13 protein-coding genes are annotated in these 12,738 nt (G+C 74.2%); 8 read left to right on the top strand and 5 right to left on the bottom strand.

All coding sequences use genetic code 11. The annotated features are described in order from the left end of the window. Positions 1-63 precede the first annotated feature (63 nt). Positions 64-732 carry a phosphotransferase gene (locus ACXR2U_RS08115; RefSeq protein WP_458824464.1) on the top strand — a complete coding sequence of 223 codons (669 nt, stop codon included), beginning with the start codon at positions 64-66 and terminating at the stop codon, positions 730-732. A gap of 1 nt (position 733) precedes the next feature. Here ACXR2U_RS08115 and ACXR2U_RS08120 read toward each other — a convergent pair whose 3' ends face one another. Beyond that, positions 734-1,531 carry a thioesterase family protein gene (locus tag ACXR2U_RS08120; protein ID WP_458824465.1) on the bottom strand — a complete coding sequence of 266 codons (798 nt, stop codon included), beginning with the start codon at positions 1,529-1,531 and terminating at the stop codon, positions 734-736. A 54-nt stretch (positions 1,532-1,585) separates the two neighbouring features. Between ACXR2U_RS08120 and ACXR2U_RS08125 the strand changes: the two genes are divergently transcribed. After that, on the top strand, positions 1,586-2,284 hold the full coding sequence (locus ACXR2U_RS08125) for a protein kinase family protein (protein WP_458824466.1): 699 nt from the start codon (positions 1,586-1,588) through the stop codon (positions 2,282-2,284). Further along, the gene (locus tag ACXR2U_RS08130; protein ID WP_458824467.1) at positions 2,277-2,912 is read left to right on the top strand and encodes a VOC family protein; all 636 of its coding nucleotides are present in this window, start codon (positions 2,277-2,279) and stop codon (positions 2,910-2,912) included. Before ACXR2U_RS08125 ends, ACXR2U_RS08130 begins: the two co-directional genes overlap by 8 nt. On the opposite strand, the gene ACXR2U_RS08135 is transcribed toward ACXR2U_RS08130, so the two are convergent. Next, positions 2,909-4,282: an HNH endonuclease signature motif containing protein gene (locus tag ACXR2U_RS08135; RefSeq protein WP_458824468.1), complete on the bottom strand. Its 1,374-nt coding sequence runs from the start codon at positions 4,280-4,282 to the stop codon at positions 2,909-2,911. The genes ACXR2U_RS08130 and ACXR2U_RS08135 overlap by 4 nt on opposite strands. 479 nt (positions 4,283-4,761) lie before the next feature. On the opposite strand from ACXR2U_RS08135, the gene ACXR2U_RS08140 reads away from it, so the two are divergent. Together ACXR2U_RS08140 and ACXR2U_RS08145 are read left to right on the top strand one after the other, a co-directional pair. Further along, a complete protein-coding gene (locus tag ACXR2U_RS08140; RefSeq protein ID WP_458824533.1) occupies positions 4,762-5,520 on the top strand; it encodes an enoyl-CoA hydratase-related protein in 759 nt (252 codons plus the stop codon). Further along, entirely contained in the window at positions 5,517-7,304 is a 1,788-nt protein-coding gene (locus tag ACXR2U_RS08145) for a gamma-glutamyltransferase family protein (protein WP_458824469.1), read from the top strand. The genes ACXR2U_RS08140 and ACXR2U_RS08145 overlap by 4 nt, the downstream gene beginning before the upstream one ends. A gap of 7 nt (positions 7,305-7,311) precedes the next feature. Here the strand turns inward: ACXR2U_RS08145 and moeA are convergent, their stop codons facing one another. From moeA to ACXR2U_RS08160, 3 genes are all read right to left on the bottom strand, one after another. Then, positions 7,312-8,514, bottom strand: coding sequence for a molybdopterin molybdotransferase MoeA (gene moeA / locus ACXR2U_RS08150; RefSeq protein WP_458824470.1), 1,203 nt, complete (start codon positions 8,512-8,514; stop codon positions 7,312-7,314). Between the two features lie 49 nt (positions 8,515-8,563). Further along, positions 8,564-8,800, bottom strand: coding sequence for a hypothetical protein (locus ACXR2U_RS08155; RefSeq protein WP_458824471.1), 237 nt, complete (start codon positions 8,798-8,800; stop codon positions 8,564-8,566). A 93-nt stretch (positions 8,801-8,893) separates the two neighbouring features. Continuing rightward, the gene (locus ACXR2U_RS08160; protein ID WP_458824472.1) at positions 8,894-10,168 is read right to left on the bottom strand and encodes a class I adenylate-forming enzyme family protein; all 1,275 of its coding nucleotides are present in this window, start codon (positions 10,166-10,168) and stop codon (positions 8,894-8,896) included. Between the two features lie 24 nt (positions 10,169-10,192). On the opposite strand from ACXR2U_RS08160, the gene ACXR2U_RS08165 reads away from it, so the two are divergent. The 3 genes from ACXR2U_RS08165 to ACXR2U_RS08175 all read left to right on the top strand — a co-directional run bounded on the left by ACXR2U_RS08165 (position 10,193) and on the right by ACXR2U_RS08175 (position 12,722). After that, positions 10,193-10,597 (top strand): PaaI family thioesterase, encoded by a 405-nt coding sequence (locus ACXR2U_RS08165; RefSeq protein ID WP_458824473.1) that lies wholly within the window; start codon positions 10,193-10,195, stop codon positions 10,595-10,597. Further along, complete coding sequence (locus ACXR2U_RS08170; protein WP_458824474.1) at positions 10,594-11,793, top strand: CaiB/BaiF CoA transferase family protein; 1,200 nt, start codon at positions 10,594-10,596, stop codon at positions 11,791-11,793. Before ACXR2U_RS08165 ends, ACXR2U_RS08170 begins: the two co-directional genes overlap by 4 nt. Before the next feature lie 92 nt (positions 11,794-11,885). Beyond that, entirely contained in the window at positions 11,886-12,722 is an 837-nt protein-coding gene (locus ACXR2U_RS08175; protein ID WP_458824475.1) for an alpha/beta fold hydrolase, read from the top strand. The last annotated feature ends 16 nt before the right edge of the window (positions 12,723-12,738 follow it).

Below are 12,738 nucleotides of genomic sequence, written 5' to 3' on the forward strand. Positions count from 1 at the left end.
CCGACTGGCGGACGACCCGGTCGCGGCGGCGGGCGATGCGTTGCTGTGTGCAACGGAGCGACCGTGACCGGACCGGTCGCCGCCGGGCGCACCGCGGACGTGTACGCCGACGCCCCGGGCCGGATCCGCCGGGTCTACCGCGACGGGCGGGACGCCACCGCCGAGGCCGAACTCATGCGGCACGTCCGCGCGCACGGCTACCCGGCGCCGGAGGTGTTCGACGCCGAGGGCCCGACGATCGTCATGGCGGCAGTCGCGGGCCCGTCGCTCGGTGCCGACGCCCTCGAGCACCCCGAACGTCTGCCCGCCGCCACCCGTCTGCTGCGCGACCTGCTGGACCGGCTCGCCGACGTGCCCGCCCCGCCCGACCTGCCGCTGGCGTTCGGCGAGGGCGACGCGCTGCTCCACCTCGACCTGCACCCGTTCAACGTCCTGCTCGGCCCGGACGGTCCGGTGGTCATCGACTGGTGCACCGCGCGCCGCGGCCCGGGCGTGGCCGACCGCGCCTACGCGTACGTCGTGCTGCGCACCGCGGTCAAGCCGGACCCGGAGCTCTCCGATCAGGGGTTCCTCCGTGCCCGGCGGGCTTTCTGCGCCGCACTGCTCGACGACGGCAGCGACCCTGCCCGCGGCTGGGTGGCCGCCGCAGCGCGACGACGCCTGGACGACCCGTTCGTGCTGCCGGCCGAACGCCCGATGCTGACGCTGTTGGGCCGCACCGCGATCGCCTGAGTCAGCGGGCCGCGACCAGCAGCGGCTGACCGACCTCGCCGAACCACCCGGTGGCGTCGGCGAGATCGGCGCGGGCGAACCCCAGGCCGTCCGGGGAGAAGCGGGTCGAGCCCGCGAGGTTGACCCACTCCCCCTCGGGGTGACGCAGCAGCGTGGTCGACATGGTCGGCGGGATCGAGAACCACTGCGCCAGCGGCAGTTCCGCCGAGAGGCCGTTCGCCGAGTCCGCCACGATGAGGGCGCGGTGCAGACCGCGCAGCGGCTGGCCGTCGACCAGCGGCACCCGGACGCGGGTCCACACGTCGGCCGGGCCGAGGCTGTCGAAGTCGCCGGTGACGAACCGCCACTCCGTCGCCTGGCCGTAGCCCCAGTCGTCCTGCCCCGCGAAGTAACGCTGCTCGGCGGCCGGCGGCAACGCCGCGGTCTCCGGTGGCGTCGCACCGGGCACCGGGGGCTGCGGACCGGTCGCGATGTGCCAGGCCCGGGCCAGCACGACGGGGCGACCGTCGACGAGCATCCGCGCGTCGGTCAGGTGCACACGTCGTCCCGGCTTGACCGGGCTGACCTCGACCTCGGCCTCGCGCCGCGGGATGGGACCGAGGAAGTCCAGCGAGATACGGGCGAGGCGCAGGGTGCCGTCCGCCGCGCCGGGGACCGACGCGTCGATCGCCTCGGCGAGCAGCGCCGAGGGCGGCCCGCCGTGCTGCGCGGCGTGGTCCCACGGGCTCTCGGTGGCCCGCGTCGGCTCGTACCGGCCGGAGCCGCGGGGGAGGTAGAACGCGGGGGCGACGTCGCTCACGGGGTCATCCCTACACGACGTTCGTTCGAGGGGCGTACGGGGAACGATGCGCCCGTGACGCGACACGTGGCGGCGGCGGGTTTCACCCTGGCCGACCGGCTCGCGCACCCGGCCCCGATGACCCCGGTCGAGGTCGCGCTCGTCGGCACCCAGGTCGCCTCCGAACTCGACGCGTGGCACCGGGCGGGCAGCTGCCACCTCGCCCTCGACCCCGGACACGTCGAGATCCGGACCGCCCCGGACACCCGCCTGCTGGCACGGCTGCGGCCGACCGGAACGCCCGCCACGGCGGCCGACGACCGTTACCGCGCACCCGAGCAGACCTCCAGCCGCCCGGTCGGCCCCGCGGCCGACGTCTACGCACTCGGCGTCGTGCTCCTCGACTCCCTGCTCGGCCACCGCACCGCACCGCCTGCCGTCCCGACTGAGCTGGGCGCGGCCTGGCGCTACCTGCTCACCGGGATGATCGCCGCGTCGGCCGCCGACCGGCCGACGGCCGCGAACGTCGCCCACACCCTCGGCCAGGTGCCCGGGGTCGCGGTGGTCGTCGCCACCCCGCAGCCGTCGAGCAAGGACCCGGCCCCGCGACCTGCGGCCGATCCCGCGCCGCGTTCGAAGCTGCTGCCCGGCGGCGCGCACGTCGAGCCCACCCCGATCGACCTGCCCCGCCCGAGCCGGCTGGGTCGGCTGCCGATCCCCGGCCGCCGCCGCCCGCCGGAGCCCGACGTGCGCCACCACCCCGACGGTGGGTGACCCCGCCGTGCGCGGGCTCGACCACCTCGACCACCTCGTGCTCGCCACCCCCGACATCGCCGCGGCAGCTGCGACGTTCGCCGCGGACTCCGGCATCACCCCCGCCCGCGGTGGCAGCCACACCGGCCTCGGCACCGCCAACGTCCTCGTGGGCCTCGGCGGGTCGGCATACCTCGAGATCGTCGGCCCCGACCCCGCCCAGCCTGACCCGCCGCAGCCGCGGCCCTTCGGCATCGACGACCTCGACCACACCCGGCTGGTCACCTGGGCGGTCCACCCACCCGACGTCGACGCCGTGGTCGCCGCCGCCCGTGCCGCCGGGCACGATCCCGGCGACCCGTTCGCCATGTCCCGCCGCACCCCCGACGGCGACGAGCTGCGGTGGCGGCTCACACCCGCCCGCGGAGTGGTCCCGTTCCTCATCGACTGGGGCGACACCCCGCACCCGACCACCCGCGACCTGCCCACGGTCGAACTGCTGTCGCTGCGGTGTCGCCACCCGGATCCCGCCGCGGTGCGCGACGCGTTCGCTGCTCTCGGCATCGACCTCCCGGTCGAGCACGCAGCGGTGCCCGGGCTCGAGGCCGAGCTGCGCACACCACGCGGCACGGTGGTGCTGGGCGACTAGAACGGCGGGTCGCTGATCGCGGGTTCCGGGATCGGGAGTTTCGCCGCGGGTTTGCGGTGTTCCTTCCCGGCGGGGTCGGTCCAGATGCTCGAGTTGTCTTCGGGATCGCGTTCGTGCGACCAGCCGCCTTCGTGTTTGAGGCGGTGGTGACGTCGACACAGGGCGTCGAGGCACTGCTCGCGGGTCTGGCAGCCGTTGTTCCAGTCGTGCCGGTGGTCCAGGTCGCAGGTGACGGCGGGGCGGTCGCAGGTGGGGAAGCGGCAGTACTGGTCGCGGGCGATGACGAAGTCCTCGAGGTTCCGCGGTGGGCTGTACGTCTCACGGCCGTAGTCCAGCAGCTGACCTGATGCCGGGTCGGTGAGGATCCGACGCCAGGTCGCGCACTCGTCGTAGGCGATGCGGCGGACGGTGGCGGCGTCGATAACGCCGTGGCCGTGCAGGAACCCGGGGAGGTCGTCGAGGCCCATCAGGGTGGTCCAGCCGACGACCACCTGGATCTCCGGACGCTGCCCGTGCATCCGCGGTGCCAAGCCCAGAGCGGTGCTGAGTTCGGTGCTGGGTTCGGTGCTGGGTTCGGTGCTGGGTTCGGTGCTGGGTTCGGTGCTGGAGGCGACGGTGGTGGGGTGCAGCGGCCGCAGCACCAGTGCGGCCAGGGCGTCGGCACGCAGGTTGGCCAACGTCCGGTCATCACCGGTTGTGTTGCGGGCCTTCGACGACCGGGCGTGAGCGTCGATGGTCTTCGCGACCGCCTGGCCCTGCTCGGCGGGGAGCAGCGCCCACAGGCTGCACATGCCGTCGGCTTCGGCTCGTACCCGGACGTCGCGTTCCCGCCGACGGGCCCGGTTGCGGGCCTTCGCCCCTTCAGGGTCGTGCTTGATGATCGCGGCCTGCAACGCCCGCTCCAACTGCGACGGAGTCCGCCAGCCCGGGTCGTCGACGACCTCACGCTCCACGGTGCGACCCACCCCGGGTTCGACCACCCGCAACGCGTTCGCCGCGACGCGAGCGTGATGCACCCCGATCGCCCCGATCCGCAGCTGCGCCGAGATGGCCGGGGCTACCTCGACCAGGGTGACCGCCTGCATCATCCGGTGGTAGGCCGACGTGCCCGCAACACCCAGGGCCAGGCCGAGTTGCTCGGCCCACCATTTGCCGGCGTCACCGTCGGGCTCGCCACCGTCGGCGGGGGCGGCGTGGTCACGGTACGCGGCCACCATCACGTCGTTCTGGTGGGCGGTGCAGAACGCGATCATCCGTTCCCACCCGGCTACCGATGCGACCCGTTCCTCGTCGTCCAGACCAGTGGGATCCAAGGCCAGCAGAGCGCGCAGCAGGTCGGGTGACGGAACCATCTCGTCGACCGCGACCATGGTTCGATTCTATATCGAACGACCAGCTGTCGCAAGAGAATCAATCGACAAACTCGAATGATTCTCGGTAGGGCACCGGCGACAACCGACGCCCGCAAACGGAAGCCGGCCCGGACGGGACGGCACGCGCTTCTCCTAGGAGCCAGTTCTTGTCGAGGCGAAACCGCCGCCCGCGAGCGCAACCCACCCCGGACGGCGACGGCACGCGCTTCTCCTAGGAGCCAGTTCTTGTCGAGGGCAACCGCAGCCCGCGAGCGCAACCCACCCCGAACAGCAACCCGTCGCGCATCCCGTAGGTGACCGCCCTTGCACAGCAACAACCGTCACCCGCAATCGAAACCAGCGCGCGACGAGAACCCACCAGGCACCCAGGAAGAAGCCTGCCCCCACCAAGCGCAACCACAACCCGCAAGCGCACCCAGCTCGTCGAGCAGCGCGGCGGCATCGAGCACCACCCCCGCGTCAGCCATGATGAGCCCGTGAGCGGCGACGTGCGGGTGAGAACTGAAGACCGAGTAGCGGTGGTCGAGGTGTCCAACCCGGCCACACGCAACGCGATGGACCTCGCCATCTCCCGACGCCTCGTCGAGGTGCTCGACGACCTGAACGACACCAGCGAGATCGGTGCGGTGGTGGTGACCGGCGAGGCGCCGAGCTTCTGCGCCGGGGCCAACCTCGAAGAGCTCAAGACCAGCAGCGAACGCGACCTGCGTGAGGTGTACGCGGGTTTCCTCGCGGTGGCCCGGTGTCCGTTGCCGACACTGGCGGCGGTGAACGGCCCGGCCGTCGGCGCGGGACTCAACCTGGCGCTGGCGTGCGACGTCCGCCTGGCCGGGCCGACCGCGTTGTTCGACGCCCGCTTCATGCAACTGGGTCTGCACCCCGGCGGCGGCTACACGTGGATGGCCCACCGCGCGATGGGTCCCCAAGCCACTGCCGCCGTCACGCTGTTCGGCGAATCCCTCGACGCCGTCGAGGCGGAGCGGGTCGGTCTGGTGTGGCGTCGGTACGAATCCGACGAAGCGTTGCTGGCTGCAACGATGAAGCTGGCGGGCCGCGCGGCCGCGGCGCCGCGCGAGGTGGTCGCCCGCACCAAGGCGAGCATGAGGTTGACGGCCGGAGCCGTCTCGCACGCCGACGCCGTCGAGATCGAGGTGCGCGCACAAGCGGAAACCGTGCGCTCGGGGGCGTTCCGGGAGCGCGTCGAAGCGCTGCAGGCGAGGATCCGCCGCGCGTGACGCCCTTCACGATCCGCCCGGAACTCTCGGGGACGTTCGGTGTGGTCGCCTCGACCCACTGGCTCGCGAGCCAGTCGGGGATGGCGGTGCTCGAGGCGGGCGGCAACGCGTTCGATGCCGCCGTGGCCGCCGGGTTCGTGCTCCAGGTCGTCGAACCGCACCTCAACGGCCCCGGCGGCGAGGTGCCGGTCCTGTTCGCCCGCGCCGGCGACGACACGGCGACGGTGCTGTGCGGACAGGGCGTCGCACCCGCCGCCGCCGACGTCGACGCGTTCACCTCGCTCGGCCTGGATCTCGTGCCGGGCACCGGTCTGCTGGCGGCGACCGTCCCCGGAGCCGTCGGCGCCTGGCTGACCCTGTTGCGCGACCACGGCACGTTGCCGCTCGAGACCGTGCTCCGCTACGCGATCGGCTACGCCCGTGACGGCCACCCGCTCGGCGAGGGCGCCGCCCGCACGGTGGGGTCGGTCGCAGAGCACTTCCGCGCTCACTGGCCGTCGTCGGCCGCGACCTGGCTGGCCGGCGGCCAGAACCCTCGACCGGGACGGCTGTTCCGCAACCCGACCCTCGCGACGACCTTCCAGTCCCTGGTCGACGCCGGACACGGCCGGTCCCGGGATCAGGGGATCGACGCCGCCCTCGACGCCTGGTACCGCGGACCCGTCGCCGACGCCGTCGACGCCTGGTGCCGCACGCCGGTGCGCGACGACTCCGGTCGTGACCACGCCGGCCTGCTCACCGGCCAGGACCTCGCCACCTGGGCGCCGACCTACGAGCAACCGGTCACCACCGACTGGCGGGGGTGGACGGTCGCCAAGGCGGGCGCCTGGTCGCAGGGGCCCGCCCTGCTGCAGACACTGCGCCTGCTCGACGGCGACCTCGCGGCCCGGGAGGACGGACCCGCCGCCGCCACCGTGCACGCCGCCGTCGAGGCCGTGAAGCTCGCCATGGCCGACCGCGAGGCCTGGTACGGCGACGCCGCCGACGTACCGCTGGAGACCCTGCTCTCCGAGGGCTACGCCCGTGAACGACGCCCGCTGATCGGCGAGCACGCCAGCCTCGACCTGCGCCCCGGCCGCCCGGACGGCCGGACGCCGCGCCTCCCGCGCCACGTCACCGACCCCACCGTGCGCACCACCGGCGCCGCGGCGGCCGGCGTGGGCGAGCCGACCGTCGCGAGCAGTGGCACCACGCGTGGCGACACCTGCCACCTCGACGTCGCCGACCGTTTCGGCAACATCGTGTCCGCCACCCCGTCCGGCGGGTGGCTGCAGAGCTCCCCCGTGATCCCGGAACTGGGCTTCGCGCTGGGCACGCGGGCGCAGATGTTCTGGCTCGACCGCGACCTGCCGAACACCGTCGCGCCCGGCAAACGGCCGCGCACCACGCTCACGCCCTCGCTCGCCCGCCACCGGGACACCGGACGCTGGCTGGCGTTCGGCACCCCCGGCGGCGACCAGCAGGAGCAGTGGCAACTGTGCTTCCTGCTCGCCCACACCGTGCGGGGCCTGGACCTGCAGGCGGCGATCGACGCGCCCGCCTGGCACACCACGTCGTTCCCGTCGTCGTTCCACCCCCGCGAGACGCACGCGGGCCAGGTGGTGGTCGAGTCGCGCGTCGGCGACGCGGTGGTCGACGACCTGAGGCGGCGCGGCCACCAGGTCGTCGTCGCCGACGCCTGGTCGCTGGGCCGGCTGTCCGCCGTCGCCACCGACCCGGACACCGGCATCCTGCGCGCCGCCGCGAACCCCCGCGGCATGCAGGGCTACGCCGTCGGACGCTGACCGAACTTCAGGCCATCGGCCAGACGTCGACCTCGTCGCCGGCAGCGAGCGCATCGACCTCGGCGGGCACGTCGAGCAGGGCGTTCGAGGCGGCGAGCCAGCGCAGGTAGTGCGACGCCGGCGGGCCGATCGGCCGCACCGTTGCGCCCTGCAACGACACCTCGAGCAACCCCCGACGGAACTGGCGTTTTCCCGCGGGCGAGGTCAACGGCTCGGTGAGCGTCGCGCGCAACACCGGTCGGTGGGTGTCGGTGTACCCCATCGCGGCGCGGATGGCGGGTCGCACGAAGACCTCGAACGACACCAGCGAGCTCACCGGGTTGCCCGGCAGCGTCACCACCGGCACCCCCGCGAACCGGCCGGCGCCCTGCGGCATCCCGGGCTGCATCGCCACCTTGGCGAACTCGACCCCCTGACCGGTGAGGGCGTCCTTGACCACCTCGTACGCCCCGGCCGACACCCCACCGGAGGTCAGCAGCAGGTCGGCGTCCGCGAGGTGTGGGGCCAGGGTGGCGTGGAACTCGTCGACGTCGTCGGCCACCGCGTGCAGCTGGGTGGCGATCCCGCCCGCCTCGCGGACGGCCGCGGCGAGCATCAGCCCGTTCGACTCGTGGATCTGGCCCGGCAACAACTCCTGCCCGGGCGGGACCAGCTCGGTGCCGGTCGAGAGCACCAGCACCCGCAGCGGAGCCCGGACCGCGACCTCCGGCAGACCGAGGGCGGACAGCAGCCCCAGCTGCGCCGGACCGAGTGCGGTGCCCGCGATCAGCACCGTCTCCCCCGCGGCGACGTCCTCGCCCGCCCGGCGGACGTGCACGCCGGCCGCGCGCGGTTCGTGGATCGTCACCTCCGACACCCCGCCGTCGGTCGCCTCGACCTGCACGACGGCATCGGCTCCCACGGGCATCGGCGCGCCGGTCATGATCCGGGCCACCGTCCCCGGCTCCAGCGCGGGCACGTCGATCCGCCCGGCCGGGATGTCGGACGCGACCGGCAAGGTCACCGGCGTGTCGACGGACGCCGAGGCGACCTCCCCCGCGCGCACGGCGTAGCCGTCCATCGCGGAGTTGTCGAAGGCCGGCAGCGGGCGCGGCGCGACGAGGTCGGCCGCGAGCGGACGCCCGAGGGTGTCGGCGAGCGGGAGGACGACCGCGGGCGTGGCCGCGATCAGGTCGGCGACGACCTGCTGGTGTTCGGGGACGGAGCGCACCGCCCGATCATGCCGCCTGGGTCGGAGGGCCGAGACCCGACCGCCGGGATCAGGCCGCGGCGGCGTCGACCTCGACCTCGACCCACTCGCCGCGCGGCGACGGGCTCAGCAGGAACAGCTCGAAGTCGCGGTTCGCGGCGTGCTCGCCGATGTACCCGCACACGCGGGTCACGCCCGCGACGTGGCGCGCAACCGCCCAGGAACCGTCGGTGCGCACCAGCAGCGACAACGCGTCCTCGCCCCGCTCGGCGCGGCGCACGACTTCGTCCAACTCGTCGATCGTCATGAGCAACCCCTTCGTCGAGGTCGAGGATGCCCGCTTCGCCACCGTTCCACGCGCAGGACATCTGTCCGTAACCAGGAGCGTGTCGGGAACAGGTCAACCGAGCCGCTGCGCCGCCCGCCGATCGGGCTTGCCGCTGTGGGTCCGCGGCAGGGCCGCGACGACCGTCACACGCTTGGGTCGCTTCGGTGCCGCGAGCCGCTCGACCGCCCAGGCGCCGACCGCTTCAGGCGTCACGGAGCCCTCGACGACCGCCCGGACCTGCTCGCCCCAGCGCTCGTCGGGGACCCCGAAGACCACGACCGCCTCGACACCCGGGAGTTCGGCGAGCGCCCGCTCGACCTCCGCGGGGTAGACGTTGACGCCGCCGGTGATGACCAGGTCGCCGTCGCGCCCACGCAGGAACAGCCGTCCGTCGTCGTCGAGGTCGCCGAGGTCGCCCGCGGTGAACCAGTCGTCGTCCCACGCCGCCGCGGTCTTGGCGGGCGCGTCGAAGTAGGTGAACCGGGCGTGGGCGGGCAGCCGCACCCACACCCGCCCGTCGCGCACGCGCAGCTCACGCCCGGGGCGGGCGCGGCCGACCGTGCCGGGGTGCGCCAGCCACTCCTCCGGCGGACACACGGTGAACTGCGCCTCGGTCGAGCCGTAGAACTCGGTCACCACGCCCGGGGGGAACGTGGCGAGCGCCGCCCGCTTCACCCGCTCCGGGCACGGCGAACCGGCGTGCGCCACCAGCCGGAAGCTGTTGGTGTCCAGGTCCGGCACGTCGAGCAACCGTTGCAGGTGGGCGGGCGCGGCGAACGTCGTGGTCGGGCGGTACCGGGCGATCGCCGCCGCCGCGGTGGCGGCGTCGAACTTCGGCAGCACGACGACCGATCCGCCCGCCAGCACGGTGTTGAGGGCGAACCGCAGCGGTGCGGAGTGCGAGAGCGGCGCCAGCACCAGGTGGACGTCGTCCGCGCTCAGCCCCCAGACCTCCCGCTCCTCGGCGTGCAGCGCGCTCGCGGCGTCGGCGTCGAGCCATCCGCTCCAGACCGCCTTCGGTGAACCGGTCGTGCCGGAGGTGACGTGCACGGGCCGGGCGCGGTGGAACGGGCCGAGGTCGGCCGGCGGGCCGGGGGTGAGGTCGCCGACGACCCGGACCGGCAGGTCCGTGAGGAGCTCGTCCCGCTCGTGGGCGGTGAGGCCCGGGCTGAGGACGACCGGTGCGATCCCCGCGAGCAGACAGCCGTGGATTGCGGCGAGCAGGTCGACGCTGCCGGGCTCGAGGAAGGCCACCCAGTCACCGGGCCGGACGCCGCGGGCGAGCAACCCGCCGACCTGCCGCCGGGCCCGTTCGGTGACCTCGCCCGCCGTCGCCTGCTCGGTCATCCGGCGACGGTAGCGTCCGCTTCCGTGACCTCCGACCGCACTCTGGCCGACTTCGACCCGGCGGATCCCTCGAGCACACCGACGGGCGCCTACCTCGCCGCGTTCGGCATGACGGTGGTCGAGGCGTCGGGTGACGCCGCGGCCGTGCGGTGGGACGGGCCCGTCGGTGAGACCGCCGCCTACACCGCCGCGGTCGAGACGACCTGCAGCGTCGGCGCGGCGGTCTGGTGGGGCACCGAGGCGGGTGGTCGCGCGGTCGGGATGTCCAACCACACCACGGTCTTCGACCTCGACACCGTCGGTCCGTTCACCGCCCGGGCGACACCGGTCGATCGTGGCAGAGTGCAACAGTTGTGGCGGTGCGAGATCACCGACGGCGCCGGGCGGCTCTGCGCGTCCGGCGAGGTGCTCATGGCGAACCTGTCGTGAGTGGCCCGGCTGCGAGCGGACCGCTCGCCGGAATCCGCGTCGTGGAACTCGCGGGCCTCGGGCCGGGCCCGTGGGCCTGCATGGTGCTCGCCGACATGGGCGCCGAGGTGGTCCGCATCGACCGCGGCGGTGACGGCCTCTACCCGGGCGGCACCCGTGACGTCGTCGCCCGCGGCCGCCGCTCGATCGGGGTCGATCTCAAGCAGACCGAGGGCCTCGCCGTGGTCATGGACCTCGTCGAGCGGGCCGACGTGCTGCTCGAGGGGTTCCGCCCGGGCGTCACCGAGCGGCTGGGCCTCGGACCCGAGGCGTGCCTGGAACGCAACCCGCGGCTGGTGTACTGCCGGATGACCGGGTGGGGCCAGGACGGCCCGCTGGCCACGACCGCGGGCCACGACATCACCTACCTCGCCCGCTCGGGGAACCTCGCCCGCTTCCGCCGGGCCGGTGAGAAGCCCGTGCCGCCGACGAACCTGCTGGGCGACTTCGGCGGCGGCTCGATGCCCGCCCTGGCCGGCATCCTCGCCGCCCTGGTGGCCCGGGCGACCACCGGCCGTGGACAGGTCGTCGACGCCGCGATCGTCGACGGCGTCGGCTACCTCGCCACGTTCCTCACCGGCCTGGAACGCATGGGCACGTGGGGAGCGCCGCCCGGCGCGAACCTGCTCGACACCGGCGCGCCGTTCTACGAGGTCTACGCCTGCGCCGACGACGACCCGTCGGCCCCCACCGGGCGGTGGGTGGCGGTGGGTGCGCTGGAGGAGAAGTTCTACGCCGAGCTCCTCCGCCTCACCGACGCCCGCGCGTTCGTCGACGACACCGAGTGGGACCTGATCTCCCCCGAGCGTCGGTTCGACCCCGCCGGCTGGCCCGCCGGCAAGGCCGTCTGGGCCAGGGTCTTCGCCTCCCGCACCCGGGACGAGTGGGCGGCGGCGTTCAAGGGGTCCGACGCCTGCGTCGAGCCGGTGCTGTCCCCCGACGAGGCGGCGGCCGACCCCGCCGCGCTCGCCCGCGGGACGACCGTGGCCACCGACGACGGGCCGGTCCCGACGCCCGCCCCCCGGCTGTCCGACACCCCGCTCACCGTCGCCGGACCGTCGCCGGCACCCGGCGCGGACACCGATGCCGTGCTGCGCGACCTCGGCCGCACCGGGGACCAGGTCGCCGCCCTCCGGGCCCGAGGGGCGGTGCGCTGACCGGCCCGACAGATCCGTGAAGGCCGGGGCTTGACGCGCCCGGCTAATGGTCGTAGCTTTTGGCTAACACCATTAGCCAACTGGAGGACGTCATGACCGAACACCTCGCCGTCGACGGCGGCACCCTCGCGTACGAGGTGACCGGCAGCGGTCCGCTCGTCGTGCTCGCCCACGGGATGGGTGACAGCCGCGCGGCCTACCGCCGGGTCGTCCCCGGGCTGGTCGCCGCGGGCTACCGGGTCGCCGCGGTCGACCTGCGCGGCTGCGGCGAGTCGAGCGTCGACTGGCCGGAGTGGACCCGGACGGCGATCGCCGGCGACCTGCTCGCGGTCATCCGCCACCTCGGCGGCCCGGCCGTCGTGGTCGGCCACTCGATCGCGGGCGGCGCCGCCACCATCGCCGCGGCCACCGAACCGTCGCTGGTCACCGCTGTGGTCGAACTGGCCCCGTTCACCCGCGACGCGTCGATCGCCCTGGGCGACCTGCGCACCCGGCGGGTCCGCCAGGGCGCGTGGCGCCTGCTCTGCGCCGCCGGCCTCGGCAGCGTGGGCGCCTGGCGCCGCTACCTCGAGATCGCCACCCCGGGCGCGCGCCCGGCCGACTGGAGCGCCCGCCTCGACGGCATCACCGCGATGCTGCGCGAGCCCGGCCGCATGAAGGCGCTGAAGAAGATGGGCACCGGCTCGGCGAAGGACGCCGGCAGCCGGTTGGCGGACGTCAACTGCCCCGTCCTGGTCGTCATGGGCGACCTCGACCCTGACTGGGCCGACCCCCGCGGCGAGGGCACGAAGATCCTCGACGCCCTCCCGGACGGCCGCGGGCAGCTCGAGGTCGTCGCCGGCGCCGGCCACTACCCGCACGACCAGTTCCCCGAGCAGGTGACCGACCTCGTCGTGACGTTCTTGCGCTCCGAGGCCGTCGGTGCCTAGGGCGGGCCTGGACCGG

It is taken from the genome of Jatrophihabitans sp. YIM 134969 (genome assembly GCF_054456675.1).

Bases quoted from the DNA above. Each gene is read 5' to 3' on its own strand.
- ACXR2U_RS08155 (WP_458824471.1), bottom strand. From the start codon at position 8,800: ATGACGATCGACGAGTTGGACGAAGTCGTGCGCCGCGCCGAGCGGGGC.
- ACXR2U_RS08135 (WP_458824468.1), bottom strand. From the start codon at position 4,282: ATGGTCGCGGTCGACGAGATGGTTCCGTCACCCGACCTGCTGCGCGCT.
- ACXR2U_RS08175 (WP_458824475.1), top strand. From the start codon at position 11,886: ATGACCGAACACCTCGCCGTCGACGGCGGCACCCTCGCGTACGAGGTG.
- ACXR2U_RS08160 (WP_458824472.1), bottom strand. From the start codon at position 10,168: ATGACCGAGCAGGCGACGGCGGGCGAGGTCACCGAACGGGCCCGGCGG.